General features: G+C 50.0%; 21 protein-coding genes and 1 riboswitch. Of the genes, 13 read left to right on the forward strand and 8 right to left on the reverse strand.

The annotated features are described in order from the left end of the window. Positions 1–90: 90 nt before the first annotated feature. Complete coding sequence (locus GW579_RS08250) at positions 91–918, forward strand: helix-turn-helix domain-containing protein (protein WP_206738765.1); 828 nt, start codon at positions 91–93, stop codon at positions 916–918. A gap of 90 nt (positions 919–1,008) precedes the next feature. Further along, the gene (locus GW579_RS08255; RefSeq protein ID WP_013574394.1) at positions 1,009–1,695 is read left to right on the forward strand and encodes a GntR family transcriptional regulator; all 687 of its coding nucleotides are present in this window, start codon (positions 1,009–1,011) and stop codon (positions 1,693–1,695) included. Positions 1,696–1,757: 62 nt separating this feature from the next. On the opposite strand, the gene GW579_RS23885 is transcribed toward GW579_RS08255, so the two are convergent. After that, on the reverse strand, positions 1,758–1,883 hold the full coding sequence (locus tag GW579_RS23885) for a hypothetical protein (protein ID WP_268959564.1): 126 nt from the start codon (positions 1,881–1,883) through the stop codon (positions 1,758–1,760). A gap of 212 nt (positions 1,884–2,095) precedes the next feature. Between GW579_RS23885 and GW579_RS08260 the strand changes: the two genes are divergently transcribed. Beyond that, complete coding sequence (locus GW579_RS08260) at positions 2,096–2,944, forward strand: hypothetical protein (RefSeq protein WP_165058463.1); 849 nt, start codon at positions 2,096–2,098, stop codon at positions 2,942–2,944. A gap of 6 nt (positions 2,945–2,950) precedes the next feature. Here the strand turns inward: GW579_RS08260 and thiD are convergent, their stop codons facing one another. Then, the gene (thiD, locus tag GW579_RS08265) at positions 2,951–3,751 is read right to left on the reverse strand and encodes a bifunctional hydroxymethylpyrimidine kinase/phosphomethylpyrimidine kinase (protein ID WP_165058465.1); all 801 of its coding nucleotides are present in this window, start codon (positions 3,749–3,751) and stop codon (positions 2,951–2,953) included. Further along, the gene (thiM, locus tag GW579_RS08270; RefSeq protein WP_165058467.1) at positions 3,748–4,557 is read right to left on the reverse strand and encodes a hydroxyethylthiazole kinase; all 810 of its coding nucleotides are present in this window, start codon (positions 4,555–4,557) and stop codon (positions 3,748–3,750) included. The genes thiD and thiM overlap by 4 nt, the downstream gene beginning before the upstream one ends. A 34-nt stretch (positions 4,558–4,591) precedes the next feature. After that, positions 4,592–4,693, reverse strand: a riboswitch (TPP riboswitch). 289 nt (positions 4,694–4,982) lie between these two features. Here thiM and GW579_RS08275 point away from each other — a divergent pair. The 8 genes from GW579_RS08275 (at position 4,983) to GW579_RS08310 (ending at position 11,350) form a co-directional block, all read left to right on the forward strand. Continuing rightward, complete coding sequence (locus GW579_RS08275; protein WP_165058469.1) at positions 4,983–5,978, forward strand: glycosyltransferase family 2 protein; 996 nt, start codon at positions 4,983–4,985, stop codon at positions 5,976–5,978. Between the two features lie 21 nt (positions 5,979–5,999). Continuing rightward, positions 6,000–6,641 carry a class I SAM-dependent methyltransferase gene (locus GW579_RS08280; RefSeq protein ID WP_235937324.1) on the forward strand — a complete coding sequence of 214 codons (642 nt, stop codon included), beginning with the start codon at positions 6,000–6,002 and terminating at the stop codon, positions 6,639–6,641. Further along, a complete protein-coding gene (locus GW579_RS08285; RefSeq protein WP_165058471.1) occupies positions 6,626–7,534 on the forward strand; it encodes a hypothetical protein in 909 nt (302 codons plus the stop codon). Before GW579_RS08280 ends, GW579_RS08285 begins: the two co-directional genes overlap by 16 nt. Then, positions 7,518–9,290: an ArnT family glycosyltransferase gene (locus GW579_RS08290; protein WP_165058472.1), complete on the forward strand. Its 1,773-nt coding sequence runs from the start codon at positions 7,518–7,520 to the stop codon at positions 9,288–9,290. The genes GW579_RS08285 and GW579_RS08290 overlap by 17 nt, the downstream gene beginning before the upstream one ends. Positions 9,291–9,383: 93 nt before the next feature. After that, positions 9,384–9,818, forward strand: a complete 435-nt coding sequence (locus GW579_RS08295) for a GNAT family N-acetyltransferase (RefSeq protein WP_165058474.1) — start codon at positions 9,384–9,386, stop codon at positions 9,816–9,818. A gap of 138 nt (positions 9,819–9,956) precedes the next feature. Then, the gene (locus GW579_RS08300) at positions 9,957–10,619 is read left to right on the forward strand and encodes a DUF3313 domain-containing protein (protein ID WP_165058475.1); all 663 of its coding nucleotides are present in this window, start codon (positions 9,957–9,959) and stop codon (positions 10,617–10,619) included. Positions 10,620–10,757: 138 nt separating this feature from the next. Continuing rightward, complete coding sequence (locus GW579_RS08305) at positions 10,758–11,021, forward strand: type II toxin-antitoxin system HicA family toxin (RefSeq protein WP_152324555.1); 264 nt, start codon at positions 10,758–10,760, stop codon at positions 11,019–11,021. Further along, positions 11,018–11,350, forward strand: coding sequence for a type II toxin-antitoxin system HicB family antitoxin (locus GW579_RS08310; protein ID WP_165058477.1), 333 nt, complete (start codon positions 11,018–11,020; stop codon positions 11,348–11,350). The genes GW579_RS08305 and GW579_RS08310 overlap by 4 nt, the downstream gene beginning before the upstream one ends. Positions 11,351–11,421: 71 nt before the next feature. Here the strand turns inward: GW579_RS08310 and GW579_RS08315 are convergent, their stop codons facing one another. Next, a complete protein-coding gene (locus GW579_RS08315; RefSeq protein ID WP_165058479.1) occupies positions 11,422–12,315 on the reverse strand; it encodes a LysR family transcriptional regulator in 894 nt (297 codons plus the stop codon). A gap of 85 nt (positions 12,316–12,400) precedes the next feature. Between GW579_RS08315 and GW579_RS08320 the strand changes: the two genes are divergently transcribed. Beyond that, on the forward strand, positions 12,401–13,177 hold the full coding sequence (locus tag GW579_RS08320; RefSeq protein ID WP_165058481.1) for an NAD(P)H-dependent oxidoreductase: 777 nt from the start codon (positions 12,401–12,403) through the stop codon (positions 13,175–13,177). Between the two features lie 92 nt (positions 13,178–13,269). Here the strand turns inward: GW579_RS08320 and guaA are convergent, their stop codons facing one another. Together guaA and guaB are read right to left on the reverse strand one after the other, a co-directional pair. Continuing rightward, positions 13,270–14,847 (reverse strand): glutamine-hydrolyzing GMP synthase, encoded by a 1,578-nt coding sequence (gene guaA / locus GW579_RS08325; RefSeq protein ID WP_152324559.1) that lies wholly within the window; start codon positions 14,845–14,847, stop codon positions 13,270–13,272. Between the two features lie 223 nt (positions 14,848–15,070). Further along, the gene (gene guaB / locus GW579_RS08330; RefSeq protein WP_152324560.1) at positions 15,071–16,537 is read right to left on the reverse strand and encodes an IMP dehydrogenase; all 1,467 of its coding nucleotides are present in this window, start codon (positions 16,535–16,537) and stop codon (positions 15,071–15,073) included. A 169-nt stretch (positions 16,538–16,706) separates the two neighbouring features. On the opposite strand from guaB, the gene xseA reads away from it, so the two are divergent. Further along, positions 16,707–18,080, forward strand: coding sequence for an exodeoxyribonuclease VII large subunit (gene xseA / locus GW579_RS08335; protein WP_165058483.1), 1,374 nt, complete (start codon positions 16,707–16,709; stop codon positions 18,078–18,080). A gap of 51 nt (positions 18,081–18,131) precedes the next feature. Here xseA and GW579_RS08340 read toward each other — a convergent pair whose 3' ends face one another. Together GW579_RS08340 and GW579_RS08345 are read right to left on the reverse strand one after the other, a co-directional pair. Further along, positions 18,132–20,495 carry a glycoside hydrolase family 31 protein gene (locus tag GW579_RS08340; protein WP_165058484.1) on the reverse strand — a complete coding sequence of 788 codons (2,364 nt, stop codon included), beginning with the start codon at positions 20,493–20,495 and terminating at the stop codon, positions 18,132–18,134. Continuing rightward, on the reverse strand, positions 20,492–21,805 hold the full coding sequence (locus GW579_RS08345) for an MFS transporter (RefSeq protein WP_152324563.1): 1,314 nt from the start codon (positions 21,803–21,805) through the stop codon (positions 20,492–20,494). The genes GW579_RS08340 and GW579_RS08345 overlap by 4 nt, the downstream gene beginning before the upstream one ends. Positions 21,806–21,812: the final 7 nt, after the last annotated feature.

The raw sequence follows: 21,812 nt of genomic DNA on the forward strand, positions 1-21,812 counted from the left end.
GTGAAGCAGATCAAACCCTCCAGTCTGCCTGCTGGCAGAGCGCGTCCGCTGTGCTAATGTCAGGCATGACCTGCCCGATGAGTGCCTGAAATGCTTTCATTTCCCGTTAATTATCCGGTTAAAGTTCAGAATGGCGGTTTGTTTATTTCCCGCGGAATGGGGACACATCCGACCCGGCAACTCAGTTCGCACGAGCTGATTTACGTTGTGCGTGGCACACTCTCCCTTCAGGAAGAAAATACCCGTTTTGATTTACATGAAGGAGAAAGTTTACTGTTATTTCCCGGCAGGGAACATAAAGGCGTGACGACGTTTGATCCTGAGTTAAAGTTTTATTGGCTGCACTTTGATATTGTGAAAAATACGACAATAATTAAATCACAGCAAATTAATCCCTCTTTACAGCTGGATATTCCACAACACTGCAAAGTCAGAGACACCGAAACATTGTTAACCCTGTTCAGATTATTTTTATATGAGCAGGAGCGCGGCGGAAATTCGCTGGAGCTGTTTCTGATTTTATTGTTGCAGGAAGTCTCCCGCGCCTGGCCTGAAAATCTGGAACCCGGCGGTCCGGGTGTCGCGCTGGCGTACAAGGCACGTGAGCTGATTACCACCCAGTATCATCTGCCGCTCGGGACCTCTGAGCTGGCAGACCGATTACACTGCAACGCTGATTATCTCGGGCGGGTTTTCCGCCTGACATTTCAGATGACGCTGACGGATGCGTTGCATAAACAACGGGTTGCCGCGGCCGAAAAACTACTGCTGAGTAATACCGGCAATGTTGCGGATGTTGCCCGGCAGACGGGGTTTAACGACGTGGCCTATTTTCGTCGGGTTTTTCGCAAGCTGCTGGGGATTACGCCAGCGGCCTATAAAAAACTCTATTGCCGCGAGCATATTAATTCCCAATAATTTGATAAAACCTTGCGCTAACAATCTCAAAATCCTGAGAAAACTCATGTTAGTATTATCTTCTCCTGATTCTGAAGACAAATTTAGCCCATGACAGACTCCTTTGAATTTCTCAGTAATGTGCCGGTAAATCAGCAGATTTACCGCACCTTGCGTCAGGACATTGTCACCTGTGCCATCGCACCGGGGGCGTTCCTGTCGGAGAAAGAAATTTCCACGCGTTTTAATGTTTCCCGCCAGCCGGTTCGCGAAGCCTTTATCAAACTGGCTGAAGCCGGGCTGGTACAGGTTCTGCCACAGCGCGGCACTTACGTGATGAAAATTTCTTCCAAACGGGTGGCCGACGGCCGTTTTATTCGTGAAGCCGTTGAAACCGCCGTCGTCCGCCGCGCCGCCATGGTCGCGACGGATAAAGATCTCGCGCTGCTGGAGCACAATCTTGAACGGCAGACGCTGGCGGCAAAAAGCCAGCAAACACAGGAATTCCTGTTACTCGACGATGAATTTCACCGCACCATCGCGCAGATTATTGACTGCCGCCTGGCGTGGGAAACCGTCGAGCACATTAAAGCCACGATGGATCGCGTACGGTTTCTGACGCTCAGTAAAGTGTCGCCGCCGGAAAATCTCATCGCGCAGCACTACGCCATTTTTGACGGACTGAAAGCGCACGATCCGGACGCGGCCGAAAAAGCCATCCGCATTCATTTGCAGGAGATGATTTCCACCATCACGCCCATTGCTGAGCAAAACAGCGACTGGTTTGATGCGGAATAGATCTGGCAAAACAGTTTTCCCCGCGTTTTAGCGCAATGCCAGCGGGCGGGGTACAACGCGTTTCAGGGAAGTTTGGTCCAGTCCTTCTGCGGATGGTAGAAGGCTTCCGGCGGACCAAATGCGCCAAGTTTATCGTCATCCAGACTGCTGTAGTTCTCTTCACAATATCTCAAATAGCCAACGCGCATATCCACCAGATCTAGCTCGCGTGGTGTTCACTGAACGGGCTTATCCATAAACTTTTCCTTGTATTCAGACGGTGTAATACGAGACGCCTCGGAAAATTTCGTCATCATGGTTAACGTAATCCGAAAAAGATGCCCGTTTTGCGGCGTAGCCCCAAAATTTGTATGACAACTTGGTGTAAGCTGTAAACCACATTAATATCGTGGATACTTTTATGCCTTCTGCATCCCCCCTGAAAAAAAGCTACTACAGCGCAGATCAGTCGCTGTCCTTATCGCAGCTCGATGTCGAGAAAATCAGCCAGGTCGTGCGCGATCTGGACGTGGCTGAAAGCGAAAAAGAGCACTACGTCACGGGCTGGATGGGTCAGAACAGTGTGGTACTGGTGAGGAATTATCAGGACAAACGCGGGACGTCTAACGGAATTGTCATGTCACGCGGCAACCGCTATAAACTGACCATTCAGGCCATTACCTTCCGCATTCCCAAATTTCTGCTATGGATTACGTTTCGCCGCAAGCCACGTACCATGACCGTAATTGCTTACAACAAGCTGGGTGAACAGGCTACCGGTCTGCAACAGTTTATGCATATTCAGGAACCTGAGCTGAAAGAGCAGCTGGAAAGCGACTGGCGTGAGCTGAATGATTATCTCGGCATGGCTTGCTGGCAGATGGAGAATAACCAGCCACTGTGGCGCAAGCTGCGTGAAGAAATCACGCCACAGTCGCTGCTGATGCAGGCAGAATCCGCGTGGTTCAGCGGCAAGAAGCTGCAAAAAGACGGTGAATGCGAAGGATTGTGGCTGCACGAACAGTTTATCGGGCGTCGTACCGGTGAGCACGCGGCGCTGTTGCTGTCGTGGAAAGATGAGGAAAATCAGGATATTGCCAGCTACCGGTTTGAGCGTGTTTCGGCCACGAAGATCCGTATAATGCTGCGACCGCGCAAAGAAGCGAAATTCTACCCGCTAAACCCGTTTGACGCCGTGCATCTGCAACAGGCGCTGACGATGTATCACCAGGCAGAAGAGGCGCTGAGCGAAACCCAGCGCCGCGCCTGAGCGGTTTTACCACCAGCGGTGGAAATGATGCACAGGCCCGATGCCGTGGCCGACTTCCAGTGAGTCGGCCTGCATCAGTGCCTGCTGGAGATATTCTTTTGCTTCGCGTACGGTATCGGCCCAGTTGTTATGCCGCGGTCGCAGTGCCGCCAGCGCGGCCGATAATGTACACCCCGTTCCGTGCGTGTGCCGGGTATTCACGCGCGGTGCGGTAAACCGCTCGCGTGAACCGGTCATAAACAACCAGTCCGGGCTTTCTTCATCACTCAGATGACCGCCTTTCATCAGCACCGCTTCACATCCCATCGCCAGTAACGCTTCGCCCTGTTCACGCATTTCTGCTTCAGTCAGCGCCACCGGGCATTCCAGTAACGCAGCGGCTTCCGGCAGGTTGGGGGTAATAATTGAAACCTGCGGAATCAGCAAACGGCGCACGGCATCAACGGCCTCCGGCAACAGCAGCGGATCGCCACTTTTTGCCAGCATGACGGTATCAAGCACCACAAAAGGCGGCTGATAATACTTAAGCCTTTCAGCGACCGCTTCAACAATCTGGCTGTTCGCCAGCATGCCGATTTTAGTGCTGTCGATTCGCACGTCGCTGAGTACGGAATCGAGCTGCGCGGCCACGAAATCCGGCTCAATGTTGTAAACAGACTGCACGCCACGGGTATTTTGCGCCACCAGCGCCGTGATAACGCTCGTGCCATACGCGCCGAGCGCCGAGAAGGTTTTGAGATCTGCCTGGATCCCCGCGCCGCCGCTCGGGTCAGTACCTGCTATGGTCAGGGCATTGACTCTTTTCATCCGATTTTTTCCCCGTTCAGCCACTCTTCGCGCATCAAATACAGGTTATCGAGAAACTCTGGCGTGAAGCTGCCCGGCCCTTTCACCACTGCGCAGGCACGCTCACCGGCACAAGACATGACGCGACATGCCGCGGCAACGTTATCCAGACGTTTGCCGGGCAATGCGGCAAACGCCGCAACAACCGCTGATAACGAACAGCCGGTGCCGACGATGCGGGTCATCATCAGATGTCCGCCGGGAACAGACCAGCTGCGTTCGCCGTCGGTGACGTAATCAGTTTCACCGGTGACAGCCACCACCGCGCCGGTTTCCAGCGCCAGTTGCTGTGCAGCCGGTAAGGCAGACAGCGAATCATCGCCGCTGTCTACGCCACGCCCGGACGCACTCAGGCCGCTAAGCGCACGGATTTCAGAGGCGTTTCCGCGGATGGCGGCGGGTGTAAGTTTGATGAGTTCAAGGCAAAACTCCGTGCGCCAGCTCAGGCCGCCGACGGCAACCGGATCCAGCGCCCAGGGTTTTCCGGCCTGATTTGCTGCGTGAATCGCTGCCAGCATCGCCTCAGCATGAGGACGGGTCAGCGTGCCGACATTCACCAGTAAGGCATCGGCCACCGCGCTGAACTGCGCGGCTTCGGCCGGGTCAGTCACCATTGCCGGTGAGGCACCGAGCGCCAGCAGAACATTGGCCGTAAAGGATTGCACCACATCGTTGGTCAGACAGTGAACCAGCGGCGCGGAGGCACGAAGTTGTCGTAAAGAAGCGGCGGATGTTGCGCCGGGAAACACGGAAGGTCGGGTATTCATAGTTCTCCCCACCGGCGCTAAAGAAGGCGGTATCGGGAGAGATACCTGACTTCCCTACGCTGGCATTATCCAGATCAGGTGGTACGGGTAAAATCTCAGCCGTTCTTTTGCAAGAGCGGCACCCCGAGTCAAGGAAGCATTATTGGTGGCGACGGGCAGAAGATCAATCATCAATTGATACAAAAATCACTGACATCTAAGTCCAGCCTATTCCACCATGGTTGATTTAACGCAGTGAATACAGTCATGACTATACCCTCCTTCTTTAAGAGGTATTTTTTAGATAAATATGATTCTTCTGCTAATCTGTAACTGGCATAAGCTGATTTCACATATGTCCTGTAAAATATAAGTTTTATGAATTATTAAATTAATTGCATTCATTTTATTGATATTCTGAATCCGAAATAGCAGAGGAATGTGGTTTGAAATTAATCATACAAATACCTTGTTTTAACGAAAGTGAGACTTTAGCTATTGCGCTAAATTCGCTACCAAGGCATGTGGAGGGTTTTGATTGCGTGGAATGGCTCATCATTGATGATGGTAGCCTGGATAACACCGCTGAAGTGGCCAAAAATAATGGTGTGGATCACATCATCAAGCATAAAACAAACAAGGGCTTGGCTTACGCCTTCATGACAGGCATTGATGCTTGTTTGAAACTCGGTGCTGACGTCATCGTCAACACCGATGCAGATAACCAATATAATGCTGATGATATTCCCAAATTAGTTGCCCCCATATTGGCTTCTCAGGCAGAATTTGTCATTGGGGAAAGGCCAATTCAAGCTATTGAGCATTTTTCTCCACTAAAAAAATTACTTCAAAAAATGGGAAGTTGGGTCGTGCGAACGGCCAGTAAAACAGACATTCCAGATGCGCCAAGCGGTTTTCGTGCAATAAATCGCGAAACGGCTCAAAAACTCATAGTCTTTAGTGATTATACTTACACACTGGAAACCATTATCCAGGCCGGGCAGAAAAATATATCTATAACATCTGTTCCTATCAGGGTAAATGAAGATTTACGCCCCTCGCGACTGGTTAAGAGTACATTCTCATATATCAAAAGAAGTGTAATTACAATTGTAAGGATATTTGTTATCTATCGTCCGTTCAGATTTTTTGGGACAATTGGCCTGACACTTTTCATCATTGGATTCTTGATCGGAGTGCGTTTCTTAATAAAATACCTTACGGGAGATGGTTCAGGAAATATACAATCTTTAATTTTAGCCTCCATATTATTAGGCATGGGATTTCAGACATTACTGATTGCATTCGTTGCAGATTTACTTTCAGCGAACAGGAAACTGCTAGAAGATTTACGATTTAAAACTGCACAGTCGTATAATAGAGATTCTCAATGCTTGAGCACTAAAAATCCTCATTTTGAAAAAGAAATCCATAAAAAATAGAATATTATTGAAATAGGAAAAATGATGACCATAAAAATCGCTGGTGGAAAAACCGAAAATGGTATTGTTGTTGGCAATAATTATGATAAATATGCATCTAAAAATCCAATAGTACGTAGGATGATGAAAGGTTTCGAGAATTCTCTTTCAGGGTTTGTCGCAACTGTTTCTCCTAAAACGATCCATGAAGTAGGATGTGGTGAAGGGTATTGGGTACTAAAATGGAATAAAGAAGGGATTGATGCGAGAGGATGTGATTTTTCACAGCAAGTTATAAATATCGCACAAGAAAACTCCAACTATGCGCAAGTTCAACCTTCATTATTTAAAACAAGAAGTATTTATGACCTCAATAAAAGTGAAGATTCTGCCGACTTGATTGTCTGCTGCGAGGTGCTTGAGCACCTGGAAGATCCTGAAGCAGGATTAAAGGCCATAAAAAGAGTCGCAGAAAATTATGTTATATTAAGTGTTCCCAGAGAACCTATATGGCGGGCACTCAACCTTGCCCGCGGCAAATATGTCACAGACCTGGGAAACACCCCCGGGCACTTGCAACACTGGTCAAAAAAATCATTCATTAAACTAGTTGAAAAACACTTCATTATTGTAGAAGTGAAAAACCCATTACCATGGACAATGATTTTATGTCGCCAGCGTTAAAAATCAATAAAACCACGATTAATATCGTGCTGAATCTACTGGGGAGTGGGTTAGCAATAATTGGTGTCATATTTGTCGTGGCGCGCTTACAGAGTTATTGGCAAAAGGCTCATATTGGATTTTTACCATTTTCATCTTGGATATTAATTGCGGTAATGGCTATATCCTATGGCATGATAAATTTATTGCTTGCTGTCGCATGGAAAGATATATTGCGTCACTTCGGGATTTCAGTCAAAAAAAAATGGGCAATCAAAACGTACGGCATATCTCAATTGGCAAAATATATTCCCGGTAATATTTTTCATATCGCAGGCAGGCAGGCTATTGCCATGGCTGCCGGGTATCCTTCAAAAAGAGTTCTAAAATCCAATGTGTATGAATTAGTATTAATAGCATTAGCGGGGAGCACCTCTATATTTTTAATCATTCCCCTGATCTTACCAACCGTATCACAATTTGCAGGTATAATATTAACGGCGTTAAGCATCATCGTGACCTTCATTGTCATAAAAATATTTTTTAGCAAACAACTATCATATGCATTCTTATTACAACTACTATTTTTATCTATTTCAGCAATAATATTTACCTTTATTTTAACAGAGATATCATTCAAGGATCCGATTCAACCAAGCCATTATATCTATATATTTGGTACTTATACCATTGCATGGCTCGCCGGTTTAGTCACTCCTGGGGCACCAGCAGGAGTGGGTATAAGAGAGTTGGTTATCGTTTTTTTCCTGCAATCTATTATCCCAGAATCTGAATTATTAATAGCTGTGGTACTGGGCCGTTTTGTCACAGTTATCGGCGATGTCATCTTCTATTTTTATGCACATACCCTATCAAATATCAAGAAGGATAAAAGTCATGAGCCTGTTGAATAATAATAAAATGGCCATAATCATTATTGTGATTTTTTTGATACTTTGCTCAGGGTATTATTTAAACTCGAGTTTAGGCTCTTTTCCTGATGAAAATCCGCATCTCGGGTATGTTCTCGATGTCGCCAAAAATGGATTTCCTGATTATGCAGGCGGGAAAACATACAACTCTATAAAATTAAACAGGCTTGAACATCCCGCTCTTTATTATGTGCTCGCGGGTATTATAGATAAGATAGCCATCTTACTCAGTTCGTCTCTTTATAAAACTTTACGTATTATTAATTTTTTCATATCATCACTTACGTTACTATTCATTTTCAAAAGCCTTCACTCTTTTAAAGTAAATAATGAATCTATAATTCTTTCAACATTTGTGCTTATTAGTATACCCATGTTTGTCCTGCTTAGTGCTTCAATAAATAATGATCCACTGATGATTTTAGGGTGTGCGCTAACTTTTTATGGACTTAGTCTTTACTATAATGATTATTCTGTCAGAAAAACACTCCATTATATATTAGCAGGAGGTGTTATCGTTTCTCTGACGAAGGCGACCGGGGCTTTGTCTGTTGTTTGTATTCTTTTTGTATTCTGCATCATTGAAAACAAAAAACTGATCATAAAATTTCGACAATTAAAATGCCTGGACTTTATTTACATACTTCTTTCAATGTTATGTGTCTTGGGTTATTATCTTTATATGCATGTCACCTATGGCAAGTTTTTCCCAGCTCCTCAGGGAGATCCAAGCGATTGGTTCCACGCCGCTTATCCTGATGCCCCGCGCTTTACAAAAATGGAGTACCTCGCTGCTTTTTATCAGTCAAATCTAAGCACTTTATTAACACCATATGGCCACAAAACATTCGATGACTGGAACATAAGAAGACAACTCCTTGGGCTGACCTTAAGCTTACTGCCAATTTTATCTTTCACGGTAATTTATAAGAAAATAAAAGAACACTCGCCACAATGGCGATTTATTGCATTAAGTTTGATATCTTTCACACTCTTTATGCTTTTCTACTTCTTGACTATACATAGTTTAAATGTTAAAACGGGATATACTGGAGCGATGCAGGCTCGATATTTTTTTGGTTTCTTACCTGCTATGGTTATCATTTACGCCTTAGCTCTTCAGTGTATTAAAAACAACATTATCAAAATCCTCCTAGGCCTGTTAATATCATGCACAACTTTATTATCATTTTATCCGGCATTCTATCCTTCAGTCATTAAAATTATCCACCCCTACTTTGGGCAAACCAATATCAATTCTGTTCTCGGCGAACTCACAAAAGAGAATGATTTTGAGCAAGATTTCATTGCACAGTACAATTCGGTGGAGAGGGTTGATCTTAATCTCGCAACTTATGCAAGGAAAAATACAGGCACACTGTCTCTGGAGATAGCAGATCAATCAGGCACTATAATAGCTAAAAGCAAAATTAATATAAGTAAGATTAGTGATAACGCCTGGTTAGAATTTAATTTCAAATCAACGCCTTTAATTAAAGGTTCACGATATATACTTAGATTATCATCCCCTGACAGCACACATGGTAATGCAATTACCTGGTATGCTTATAAAAAACCCAATCCCTACCCTATGTATAATGGCACAATATATGGTCCTGAAGAATTAAATACCAAACAATATGAGGGAGGCCAGGCATATATTGATAACAAAAGTGCAGAGGCGACATTCTCGTTTAAAATTTACGGACCGATGTGGAGTAATCCATTCAATAATTAAAATCTTATATGTAATATAAAGCATTACTATCGCATCACACATCATGGATGCGATAGACATTCTTACAGAATTTGCTTTGAGGGAGACTATGCTTTGACATCCCCACTTAACATCCGGCCTTATGAAGAAGCCGATCGCCCCTTTTTGCGCACGCTGTACCTGGCTTCACGCAAACAGACCTGGACATGGCTGGAAGACGATTTTCAGCTGGAAGATTTTGACCGTGCGGTCATCGGCGAAAAGATTCTGGTCGCTGAACGGGACGGGCATCTGCTGGGATTTGCCTCTGTTTTTACACAGGAGAATTTCCTGCATAACCTGTTTATCGATCCGCAGTTTCAGGGGACCGGTGCAGGCTCGGCTTTGTTGCACGCCGCCGAGACCACCTTTACCCGCAGAGGCTCTCTAAAATGTCTGGTAAAGAGTACAAATTCAGTTGGTTTTTATCTGTCAAAAGGCTGGATCATTATCTCTACCGGCGAAAGTCCGAAAGGTGAGTATTATCTATTTCATTCACCTTGCAAATAATTGGATCATTAATCATTTGTGCGCATGGCCATTTTTTCGCGATCCTGACTAACATCAATTTTTCTTTGTAGTTAAGAGGTTAAATTCCACAGCGGTGCTATACATACTCTGTCTTCCTTAAAATTTCCGAGGGTACGAATGAAAAAAATAAAACTGATGCAGGCCGCACTGGTGACCGGCGCCCTGTTCCTTGCAGGCTGTACCAGCCATGTAACCCAGAGCGAAAAATTCTCTGGCTTCCTCGGCGATTACTCCAACCTTAAAGAAACCAAAACTGCATCAGGCACACCTGTGCTGCGCTGGATTGATCCTTCCTTTAAAGCGTCAAATTATTCTTACCTGATGTATGAGCCGATCAAATTCTATCCGGAACCACAACCGACTCCACAAATCAGTAAAGAAACGCTGCAGGGTGTGCTGGATTACGCCAACAGCCGCCTGAAACCGGCCATGGGAGAACGCCTGCAACTGACCGATCATGCAGGTCCGCGCACTTTGATTTTCAAAGGTGCGATTACCGGTGTGAATACATCAGCGGAAGGCCTGCAATTCTATGAAGTGATCCCGGTGGCACTGGTGATTGCCGGGGCTGAAACCGCCAGCGGACACCGTACCCGCGATACCGAAGTATTCTTTGAAGGCGAGCTGATCGACGCGAGCACCGGTAAACCGGTCATGAAAGTTGTCCGTAAAGGGTTTGGTAAACAAGTCTCCAACGACACCCAGAAAGTGACCGCCAATGATCTGAAAGTTGTCGTCGATGGCCTGGCGACCGACACCAAATTGTTCCAGTCAAACTAAGTCAGGCGCGTTAGTCAGCATTTTTGAGAGGCAGCCAGAGGGCTGCCTTTTTTATTGATAAGAATACTTTTTGATATCAAATAATGATATCATTTTCATGTTCTGTCGACTCAGCCATTATCGAAGGATCGACTAATCATGAACATGCTTAATAGCGGACACCTGAAAACGTTACATCTCATTTTTTCCTTGCCTACATCTTCAGCGGTGGAATGGAGAAAAATGGAAGTTTTGTTTATCGCCTTAGGTGCCAAAGTTAGTGAAGGAAAAGGGTCGCGGGTTCGTTTTGAAATCAATAATGTTGTTGCCTCTTTTCATCGACCGCACCCGGAGAAAGAAGCAAAAATTTATCAGGTACGTGATGCCAAAACATTCCTTGAGGCTATAGGAGTAAAACCATGAGTACTATGACCTATCAGGGGTATGCTGCAAAAATTGAATACAGCGATGAAGACAAATGTCTCGTCGGTCGTATAGCCGGAATTCAGGATGTCATCGGTTTTCACGCTGATAATGTCACGGACCTTAGGCTTGCTTTCGAAGACGCCGTGGAGGATTACCTGAGCTATTGTTCAGAGCAAGGTCGCGAACCTCAGCGTCCGGCCAGCGGGAAAATAAGCCTGCGTATACAGCCGGAAGTCCATGCAGCAATCAATGTCGCCGCAGAAGTATCAGGTAAAAGTGTCAATCAATGGATTAACGACACGTTGATTCAGGCGGTTCACGACTGAAGCTGTGCGTTGAACATCTTTTTCCTGGCAGCCAGAAGGCTGCCTTTTTTATTTTCTTTATGCCGCTTTCTTCACACCGCACTGCTCATGAATTCCCGTAACCAGATATGCGCCGGGTCGCGGTGCGAGCGTTCGTGCCAGTACATGTGCATCTCAAAACCGGGAACTTTCACGGGCGGTTCGGTAAGGTGCAACGCGGGGTTGCCACGCACCAGACGCTCGGGAAGCATGGAGACTAAATCGGTGGTCAGCAGAACCTGAATGACAAACAGGAAATGCGGCACGGAGAGCACCACGCGCCGCGATAATCCGGTTTCTGCCAGCGAGCTGTCGGTTATGCCCTGAAATCCACCACCATCAGGCGAAACGATCACATGTTCAAGCGAGCAAAACACCGGCATAGTGACGGGCTTCGCGAGCTGCGGATGTCCTCTCCTGCCGACCAGCACATAACGTTCGGAAAACAATAACGTGCTGTGTAAATCCTTGAGCACCGCTTCCCCCGTATGAAATGCCAGATCCAGTTCTCCTCGCTGCATTTTCCGCATAATCCGCACCGGTGATGTCTCAAAAATCGCCAGTTTTGTTCCGGGCGCAACAGCGCGGAATGCCTGGAGCACAGGCAATACAACGGTGGATTCGCCATAATCCGCCGCGCCCAGATTCCAGGTATTCTCTGCCTTCGACGGATCGAAAACGTCACCGGCAGAAACCGCAGACGCCAGAGCAGCCAGCGCCTGTTGCAGAGGTTCCCGTAACTCATCAGCCCGCGCTGTCGGATGCATGCCGCGCGGGCCCGGCAAGAGTAACGGATCGTCAAAAAACTCACGTAATTTAGCCAGCTGAACACTGATTGAAGGTTGCGAAAGGTTCAGCCGCTGCGCCGCCCGCGTGACATTGTGCTCCGCCAGCAGGACATCCAGCGTGAGCAACAAGTTGAGATCGAGACGTCCGAAATTATTCATAACTATACCTGGTATATTTTAAATTCATTTTAACTATACCTGACGGCGGCCTACTCTGCTTTCATCACTTAACGGAGAGTTCGCCATGAATATTTTAATCGTCTACGCCCATCCGGAACCAAAATCTCTGAACGGTTCGCTGAAAGATTTCGCAGTAAAACACCTGGAGGCCGCCGGTCATAGCGTGCAGATTTCTGACCTGTACGCCATGCAATGGAAAGCTCCGCTGGACGCCGCTGACAACACATCACCTTCGACGGATACCCCTTTCAATCCTTCGCAGGATTCACAGCGGGCATTCAAAAACGGGACGCAAAGTCCGGACATCGCCGCCGAGCAGGAAAAGTTAATGTGGGCGGATTCGGTGATTTTTCAGTTTCCGCTGTGGTGGTTCTCAATGCCGGCGATTATGAAAGGGTGGGTGGAACGCGTTTATGCCTATGGATTTGCTTACGGCGTCGGTGAGCATTCCGACACACACTGGGGGGACCGTTACGGAGAAGGTAAAATGGCCGGTAAACGCGCCATGCTGATGGTCACTACCGGCGGTTGGGAACCACATTACAGTGCACGAGGTATCAACGGTTCCATAGACGATTTACTGTTCCCCATCCATCATGGGATCCTGCATTATCCGGGCTTTACCGTGCTCCCGCCACTGGTCTTCTACCGCACAGGCCGCACGGATGAAGCACGCTTTCATCAGCTTTGCGATGAACTGGCGACCCGGCTGGATACGCTGGAAACCACAACACCAATCGCCTTCCGTCAGCAAAATGGCGGCGACTATGATATTCCTTCACTGACGCTTAAAGCTGAAATCACGCCGGAGAAAAGCGGGTTTGCGGCGCATTTGAAATAACATTCTGAGAGTTTCAGACATAAAAAAACGCCAGCCGATCTTGCGATCCTGCTGGCGTTTTTGTTGCGCTAAATTTTAGATTTCTCTAAAACTTATTCCCACTCAATCGTCGCCGGTGGTTTACCGGAGATGTCATAAACCACGCGGGAAATGCCGTTAACTTCGTTGATGATGCGGTTAGAGCAGCGGCCGAGGAAATCGTACGGCAGATGCGCCCAGTGCGCGGTCATGAAGTCGATGGTTTCTACTGCGCGCAGGGAAACCACCCAGTCGTATTTACGGCCATCGCCCATCACGCCAACGGAACGGACTGGCAGGAAGACGGTAAACGCCTGGCTGACTTTGTTGTACAGGTCGGCTTTGTGCAGTTCTTCGATGAAGATAGCATCGGCGCGACGCAACAGGTCACAGTACTCTTTCTTCACTTCGCCCAGTACGCGAACGCCTAAACCCGGGCCCGGGAACGGGTGACGATAAAGCATGTCGTACGGCAGGCCGAGTTCCAGACCGATTTTACGCACTTCGTCTTTGAACAGCTCTTTCAGCGGCTCAACCAGACCCAGTTTCATTTCTTTCGGCAGACCGCCCACGTTGTGGTGCGATTTGATGACGTGTGCTTTACCGGTGGCAGAAGCGGCAGATTCAATAACGTCAGGGTAGATGGTGCCCTGCGCCAGCCATTTCACTTCATCCTGCTTACAGGCTTCTTCGTCGAAGACTTCAACGAACACGCGACCGATAATTTTACGTTTGGCTTCAGGTTCATCAACACCGGCCAGCGCAGACAGGAAACGGTCTTCCGCAGCAACGTGAACGATGTTCAGACCGAAACGGTCACCGAACATTTCCAGCACCTGATCCGCTTCGTTAAGACGCAGCAGGCCGTTATCCACGAACACGCAGGTCAGACGGTCGCCAATGGCGCGGTGCAGCAACATCGCGGTGACGGAGGAGTCAACGCCGCCGGACAGGCCGAGGATCACGTGGTCGTCGCCAATCTGCACGCGCAGACGTTCAACGGCGTCTTCGATAATTTTCGCTGGCGTCCACAGAGCTTCACACTCGCAGATATCCATCACGAAGCGCTCGAGCAGTCGCAGGCCCTGACGGGTGTGCGTCACTTCCGGATGGAACTGCACACCGTAGAAGCGTTTTTCTTCGTTGGCCATAATGGCAAACGGGCACGTCTCGGTGCTGGCAACGGTCACGAAATCAGACGGGATTGCGGTGACTTTATCGCCATGGCTCATCCAGACGTCGAGCAGCGGTTTATTGTTTTCGCTCAGGGCATCCTGAATGTCGCGGATCAGCGCGCTTTCAGTCTGAACTTCAACCTGCGCATAACCAAATTCGCGCTCGTTTGAACCTTCAACATGGCCGCCTAACTGCATTGCCATGGTTTGCATGCCGTAGCAGACGCCCAGAACCGGTACGCCGGCTTCAAAGACGTAATCAGGGGCGCGCGGGCTGTCATGCTCGGTGGTACTTTCCGGGCCGCCGGACAGGATGATCCCGTTCGGGTTGAATTCGCGGATTTGGGCTTCGGTTACGTCCCAGGCCCAGAGTTCGCAATAGACACCCAGTTCACGCACGCGGCGCGCAACAAGTTGGGTGTACTGGGAGCCGAAATCGAGGATCAGGATACGGTGCTTGTGAATATTTTCGCTCATGAGGGGGCGTTTTCCAGAAAGCAATAAAAGCGTTAAAACGGAATATTAATCAGCCCGGAAATATCGGGCTGGGTATAAATTTGTAGTGACTCGATCCAGGCGCTCGCAAGTTAAGGTGAGGCAAGGCGGAAGCTGGCGAAAAAGCGCAGTTTACATGACGTAAATGAGCATTTTGAGCCAGCTTCCAGCGCCGGCTCGCCGACGCGCAGCAGCGACTATGGGATTAAGAACCCATGCGGTAGTTCGGTGACTCTTTGGTAATCGTCACGTCGTGCACGTGGCTTTCCTGGATCCCTGCACCGCTGATGCGGACAAACTCAGCCTTGGTGCGCAGGTCGTCGATGGTAGCACAACCGGTCAGCCCCATACAGGAGCGCAGACCGCCCATTTGCTGATGGATGATTTCTTTCAGACGGCCTTTATACGCGACGCGACCTTCGATGCCTTCCGGAACCAGTTTGTCAGCGGCGTTATCAGTCTGGAAGTAACGGTCAGAAGAGCCTTTGGACATCGCGCCCAGGGATCCCATGCCGCGGTAAGATTTGTATGAACGCCCCTGATACAGTTCGATTTCGCCAGGAGATTCTTCGGTACCAGCCAGCATACCGCCGACCATCACGCAGCTTGCGCCGGCAGCGATAGCTTTTGCGATATCGCCGGAGAAGCGGATACCGCCATCAGCGATAACCGGAATACCGGTGCCTTCCAGCGCTTCAACCGCGTCAGAAACGGCAGTGATTTGCGGAACACCGACGCCGGTGACGATACGGGTGGTACAGATTGAACCAGGGCCGATACCGACTTTAACCGCGCTCACGCCAGCTTTAGCCAGTGCCAAAGCACCTGCGCCCGTCGCGACGTTACCGCCGATGATTTGCAGATCCGGGTATTTTGCACGGGTGGCGCGGATACGTTCCAGAACGCCTTCAGAATGGCCGTGTGAGGAGTCGATCAGCAGAACGTCAACACCGGCCGCAACCAGCGCATCGATACGCTCTTCGTTGCCAGCGCCTGCGCCAACCGCAGCACCGACGCGCAGGCTGCCCTGCTCATCTTTACAGGCGTTTGGTTTACGTTCGGCTTTCTGGAAGTCTTTTACGGTGATCATACCGAGCAGATGGAATTGCGCGTCAACAACCAGCGCTTTCTCTACGCGTTTTTCGTGCATTTTTTGCAGGACGACTTCACGGGCTTCGCCTTCTTTCACGGTAACCAGACGTTCTTTCGGCGTCATTACTGCGGTCACAGGCTGTTCCAGATCGGTCACGAAGCGCACGTCACGACCGGTAATAATACCGACCAGTTCGTTTTCTTCGGTCACAACCGGGTAACCGGCAAAACCGTTAATTTCAGTGAGTTCTTTAACCTGACGTAAAGTGGTCGCCGGAGTCACCGTTTTAGGGTCAGCAACAACGCCGCTTTCATGCTTCTTCACGCGACGGACTTCTTCCGCCTGACGCTCAATAGACATGTTCTTGTGAATGAAACCAAGGCCGCCTTCCTGCGCCAAAGCAATCGCCAGATTCGCTTCAGTCACGGTATCCATTGCTGCGGACAGCATAGGGATATTCAGACGGATTTTAGCGGTCAGTTGAGTACCGAGGTCGGCAGTATTGGGCAGAACTGTGGAGTGAGCTGGAACAAGGAGAACGTCGTCGAACGTTAGTGCTTCTTTTGCGATACGTAGCATGGGCAATATCTCACCAAGGTGGATGCGGAAAAGATAAAATATTGCAGCGGGAGTATACAGGTGAGTGCGCATCCCGACCAGCACTATTTGAAAAAACTTCTTGATTACCTTTTTAGGGTATGTAGTATCAGTCGATTAAGTCTCTGTTTTTGAATTTGATCTGGATCACATGCCACTACCTTCTTCGCCTCCTATTTTTACCGTAAGCCGCCTGAATCAGACGGTCCGACAGTTGCTGGAAAACGAAATGGGTCAGGTCTGGCTCTCCGGTGAGATTTCAAACTTCTCTCAGCCATCCTCCGGCCACTGGTATTTTACGCTCAAAGATGACCGTGCTCAGGTCAAATGCGCGATGTTCCGCAATTCCAATCGACGCACCACGTTTCGTCCGCAAAACGGTCAGCAGGTTCTGGTCCGCGCGACCATTACGTTGTATGAACCACGCGGCGATTATCAGCTGATTGCCGAGAGTATGCAGGAAGCCGGTGACGGTTTATTGCAGCAGAAATTCGATTTACTGAAGCAGCAGCTGGCCGCCGAAGGGTTGTTCGATGCGCAGTTCAAACAGCCGCTGCCCTCGCCTGCGAAATGTGTCGGGGTCATTACTTCGGCCAGCGGTGCCGCGCTGCACGATGTGCTGAACGTGCTCAAACGCCGTGATCCTTCCCTGCCCGTCATTATCTATCCGACCTCCGTTCAGGGTGCAGATGCGCCGGGGCAAATTGTCCGCGCCATTGCGCTCGCCAATGCCCGCGAAGAAGTCGATGTACTGATTGTCGGGCGTGGTGGCGGTTCGCTGGAAGATTTGTGGAGCTTTAACGATGAGCGCGTGGCGCGGGCGATTTTCGCCAGCCGCATTCCCATCGTCAGCGCCGTCGGCCATGAAACTGACGTAACAATTGCCGATTTTGTGGCAGATTTACGCGCCCCGACGCCGTCGGCCGCCGCAGAGTTGATCAGCCGCAATCAGCTGGAGTTGCTGCGCCAGATTCAGTCACAGCAGCAGCGTCTTGAAATGGCGATGGATTATTATCTCGCACAACTGGCGCAGCGTTTTTCGCGCCTGAATCACCGCCTCCAACAACAGCATCCGCATTTACGTCTCGCGCGACAGCAGACCGCGCTGTTCAAACTGCACCGCCGTCTGGATGAAGCGATGCAAAACCAGCTGCGCCAGATGCTGCGCCGTACTGACAGGCTGCAACAGCGTCTGAATCAGCAACAACCCCAGCCCCGAATTCACCGCGCCCAGCAACGGGTTCAGCAGCTGCAATACCGGCTGCAACAGGCGATGTCATCGCAGCTGGCGGAAAGTCGTCAGCGTTTTGGCACCGCCTGCACGCAACTTGAAAGCGTCAGTCCGCTGGCGACCCTTGCCCGCGGCTATAGCGTAACCACTACGCCACAGGGTGCGCTTTTGAAGAAAACTACGCAGACCGCTCCGGGCGATACGCTGAAAACACGTCTGGCCGATGGCTGGATTGAAAGTGAAGTGAAATCGATTGTGCTGGAGAAGAAAGCGCGGAAACGTGCGGTTAAATAAGTATCAGATTTGAAACCTCCCCCTTAACGCAGGGGGAGGCGTTTGAAAAGCTTACAGATTATAGCTATTTGTCTTCACGCCATTTACCCAAAGCTCACGCGCTTCGCTTTCCGGCAGCACGATACTCAGGGTTTTCCAGGCGGGTTTGAAATCACCACGCTGAGTCAGCGTGAGATCAATACGTTGCGCGTTACTGGTAATTTCCCAGTTCACCCACAGCGCATGATTTTGCTCCCAGCGATGGCTTTCGCCATCATCCTCAAACAACAAACCGCTCGATTTCGCCTGGCCTGCGGCCGGATAAACATGCAATTCACGCAACATATCGCGGCTGGCGTCAACGTGCGCCAGACGGGAAGATTGCGGCAGCGCAGCACCGGCGCGCACCAGCAGCGGCAGGCGATCCAGCGGCGCATCGCGCGTGATTGTCTGACCACCGGCAAACCATTCGCCAGTATAGAAATCACACCAGCCGATACCGTTATCCGGCAAATAAACGCGGCGTTCGCGCTGGCCTTCTTCGACAACGCTGGCGACCAGCAAGTCGCGCCCCATCAGGAAATCATCGGTTTCAGCGAATGTATTTTTATCATGCTCGTGATCGAGGAACGTCGGACGCAGCATCGGTTCGTCTTCCGCATGCGCCTGCCACAGCAACGTGTAGAAATACGGCAACAGACGGTAACGCAGGCGGATTGCATCGCGGATCAGTGGCGTCACCTGCGGATACATCCACGGCTCATTCACGGTGTTATCGTCATTCCATGAGTGAATAGTGAAGCGCGGATGCATCACGCCGTTTTGTACCCAGCGGACAAACAGCTCGGCTTGCGGTTTATCGCCGGAGAACCCGCCGACGTCGTGCCCGACATTGTACAAACCCGACAAACTCATCCCGATGCCCATCCGTGTGTTGTAACGCAGCGTCTGCCAGTTAGTGCGGTTATCGCCGCTCCACGTCTGCACATAACGCTGCATGCCCGCACAGCCGGAACGCGAAATAAGGTACGGACGGGTTTCCGGCGCAAAGTTTTGCTGCGCTTCAAATGACGCACGCATCATCAGCAACGGCATAACCGGGCGGATGTGTTTGATGGCGATCGATTTGCCGAAACCGTGGCAGCGCGCGTCGCTGTCCCAGACTTCGTATTCGTTGTTGTCGTTCCAGGTCGAGCCGATGCCTTTTTCCAGTAACTGCTGCGTCACGCCTTTTTGCCACCAGCGCACGGCGGACGGATGTGTAAAATCGAGATGCGATCCTTCGTCATCCCAGAAAACCGAGCGCTCAGGCACGTTGCTTTCGCTATCGCGAATGAACAAGCCTTGCTCCGCCACCTGCCCGTACTGCGGGTGATCCTGCAACAAGCAAGGTTTGATGTTGGCGGCCAGACGAATACCCGCGTCGAGAAACGCTTTCGACATCACTTCCGGCTCAGGCACTTTGTCGTAGTTCCAGTTGAACACGTAACGTTTGTTGCCAATCGACGTGTAACCCGATGAAAGCTGGAAGGAATCGCACGGTATTTCATGCTGCTGGCACAGCGTGATGAATTTCATCAGCTGTTGCTGGGCATCCGGTGCGTCGGTGTAATACATCGTCGAGCCGCTGTAACCGAGGCTCCATTTCGGGCCAAACGTGGTTTTACCGGTCAGCTTCACCAGTTTCTTGGTGACGTCCAGTGACGTCGGCCCGATAAACAGGTAGTAATCAAGATCGCCCGCTTCCGCGCTGAAACGGCGATATGGCAAATGGTAGTTATCCAGCTCATTTCCCAGATCCAGCCAGACATTGCTGAGATTGTCGTAGAACAGACCAAAACTGACGTCATTCCGGCGGGTCATCGTGAATGGAATATGTTTGTACAGCGGATCAGTGCTGGCGGCGTTGTAGCCCATCGCATCCAGATTGCGCATTTCAAAACGGCGGCCGCTGCGGTTGAGATCACCGGCTTTTTCGCCCAGCCCGTAAACGCCATCCTGCGCCTCGCGTAGCTGATAATGCGCCGACGCTTCGTTTTTAACACCGAGCATATATGCGCCGGTTTTACGGTCTTTCACCAGCGGCAGCCACGCACCAGTGTCATTTTTGTATTCCCACTCCAGCCACAGCGGCTGATGAACCGTGACGCGCAGCACCTCAGTGGTTAAAGTCAGCGAGTCTTCATCTTGCGACAGCTGGTAGCCCGGCTGCGAAAAACCTTCGTTGCTCAGGCGGTCACGCCCTTCCCACGGCACATCGTCTTGTGGCGCGATGCTCCAGGTTCTGTCCAGCGCCAGTTCGCCGTTGCGCTGAATAAAGACGCGAATCAGCCCCTCTTCAAGCACCCGCAGACAAAACAGATGCTTACCTTCGACCCGCAGATCGACGCCTGCGTTATCCTGCCCGGCAAGCTCCCAGTGTTTTAACGTTTTCATACACTCTCCCTTTTTGCCGGATTGCGGCGTTCTGCGATCAGGGCAATCAGGAAGACTGCGCCAATCAAATCAAAGAATCCCATAGCGATAAACAGCGGATTAAAACCTATCGAATCAGCCACTGCGCCAATCAGCAGTGAGAACAGGAAGCTGGCGATCCATGCGGAAGAACCGCGCATTCCGTTGACGGTCGCAACCTGGCTTTTATCAAATGTTTCAACGACAACCGCACTGAGCATGCAGGAAATGACCTGATGACCAAAACCACCGATGGAGATCAGCGCAATCGCGGCGTACGGACTTTGTGTGACTGCGACCAGCGCCAGAGAAAGCATCATGAATGCACCGGTGACAGAGCTTGCGACAATCGAGTTAATGCGGGTGCAACCAAACACTTTGCGGTACAGCGTGGTGAGATAACCGCTGGCAATACTGCCCAGATCGGCGGCCAGGAACGGCAGCCAGGCAAACATCACGATGTGTTTTAAATCCATGCCGCGTTCGTTGGCCAGATACAGCGGAACCCAGAAACTGAAGACGGCCCACGCCGGTTCGGCCAGAAATGCCGGGATGGCGATACCGTAGAATTTCTTGTTCTTACAAACAATTTTCAGGGATTTAATGAAAGGCAGGCGTTCCTGCTGGGGTTCGTTATCCTGACGGATCAGTGCCAGTTCGTCCTTACTCAGGTTCGGATGCGTCTCCGGAGAATGGTAGAATTTCCACCACAGCAGAACCCACAGCATCGACAGCACGCCGCAAAACAAGAAGGCGCCACGCCAGCCAAATGATATGTGCGCCACCAGAATAATTGGCGGTGCCAGCATCGCCCCGATGGAGAAACCGACTCCCGCCCAGCCCGCCGCAACTGGACGTTCCTTACGCGGGAACCAGTCAGAAATCGCTTTCGCATTGGCTGGTGTGGCCGCCGCTTCGGCGCTCCCCATGAAGAAACGCAAAACAGCAAGCTGGATCCAGCTGCCCGCCCCCGCGTGCAACATACAGACTACGGCCCAGATTGACGCACAAATCAGAAAGCCGAGTTTCAGCCCGATGACGTCAATCAGCCAGCCGCACAACGGCTGGAATATCGTATAGGCCGCCTGAAACGCCGCCACGATGTAGGAATATTGTTCGGTCGTCATGTTCAGGCTGGTTTTAAGTTCAGCAGCCAGTAAACCCAGGGAATTTCGGGTGACGTAGTTAACCGTCACGCCGAGGAGGAACAGCGCCAGCATCCACCAGCGTAACGCTTTTATTTTACGACGCCCTGTCACGGCGGCAGTCTCGGTGTTGATTTGAATTGTCATGCCTGTT

The sequence above is a fragment of the Rahnella contaminans genome (genome assembly GCF_011065485.1).
GTDB classification, from domain to species: domain Bacteria; phylum Pseudomonadota; class Gammaproteobacteria; order Enterobacterales; family Enterobacteriaceae; genus Rahnella; species Rahnella contaminans.

Bases quoted from the DNA above. Each gene is read 5' to 3' on its own strand.
- GW579_RS08250 (WP_206738765.1), top strand. From the start codon at position 91: ATGCTTTCATTTCCCGTTAATTATCCGGTTAAAGTTCAGAATGGCGGT.
- GW579_RS08255 (WP_013574394.1), top strand. From the start codon at position 1,009: ATGACAGACTCCTTTGAATTTCTCAGTAATGTGCCGGTAAATCAGCAG.
- GW579_RS23885 (WP_268959564.1), bottom strand. From the start codon at position 1,883: ATGCGCGTTGGCTATTTGAGATATTGTGAAGAGAACTACAGCAGTCTG.
- GW579_RS08260 (WP_165058463.1), top strand. From the start codon at position 2,096: ATGCCTTCTGCATCCCCCCTGAAAAAAAGCTACTACAGCGCAGATCAG.
- thiD (WP_165058465.1), bottom strand. From the start codon at position 3,751: ATGAAAAGAGTCAATGCCCTGACCATAGCAGGTACTGACCCGAGCGGC.
- thiM (WP_165058467.1), bottom strand. From the start codon at position 4,557: ATGAATACCCGACCTTCCGTGTTTCCCGGCGCAACATCCGCCGCTTCT.
- GW579_RS08280 (WP_235937324.1), top strand. From the start codon at position 6,000: ATGATGACCATAAAAATCGCTGGTGGAAAAACCGAAAATGGTATTGTT.
- GW579_RS08285 (WP_165058471.1), top strand. From the start codon at position 6,626: ATGTCGCCAGCGTTAAAAATCAATAAAACCACGATTAATATCGTGCTG.
- GW579_RS08290 (WP_165058472.1), top strand. From the start codon at position 7,518: ATGAGCCTGTTGAATAATAATAAAATGGCCATAATCATTATTGTGATT.
- GW579_RS08300 (WP_165058475.1), top strand. From the start codon at position 9,957: ATGAAAAAAATAAAACTGATGCAGGCCGCACTGGTGACCGGCGCCCTG.
- GW579_RS08305 (WP_152324555.1), top strand. From the start codon at position 10,758: ATGAACATGCTTAATAGCGGACACCTGAAAACGTTACATCTCATTTTT.
- GW579_RS08310 (WP_165058477.1), top strand. From the start codon at position 11,018: ATGAGTACTATGACCTATCAGGGGTATGCTGCAAAAATTGAATACAGC.
- GW579_RS08315 (WP_165058479.1), bottom strand. From the start codon at position 12,315: ATGAATAATTTCGGACGTCTCGATCTCAACTTGTTGCTCACGCTGGAT.
- GW579_RS08320 (WP_165058481.1), top strand. From the start codon at position 12,401: ATGAATATTTTAATCGTCTACGCCCATCCGGAACCAAAATCTCTGAAC.
- guaA (WP_152324559.1), bottom strand. From the start codon at position 14,847: ATGAGCGAAAATATTCACAAGCACCGTATCCTGATCCTCGATTTCGGC.
- guaB (WP_152324560.1), bottom strand. From the start codon at position 16,537: ATGCTACGTATCGCAAAAGAAGCACTAACGTTCGACGACGTTCTCCTT.
- xseA (WP_165058483.1), top strand. From the start codon at position 16,707: ATGCCACTACCTTCTTCGCCTCCTATTTTTACCGTAAGCCGCCTGAAT.
- GW579_RS08340 (WP_165058484.1), bottom strand. From the start codon at position 20,495: ATGAAAACGTTAAAACACTGGGAGCTTGCCGGGCAGGATAACGCAGGC.
- GW579_RS08345 (WP_152324563.1), bottom strand. From the start codon at position 21,805: ATGACAATTCAAATCAACACCGAGACTGCCGCCGTGACAGGGCGTCGT.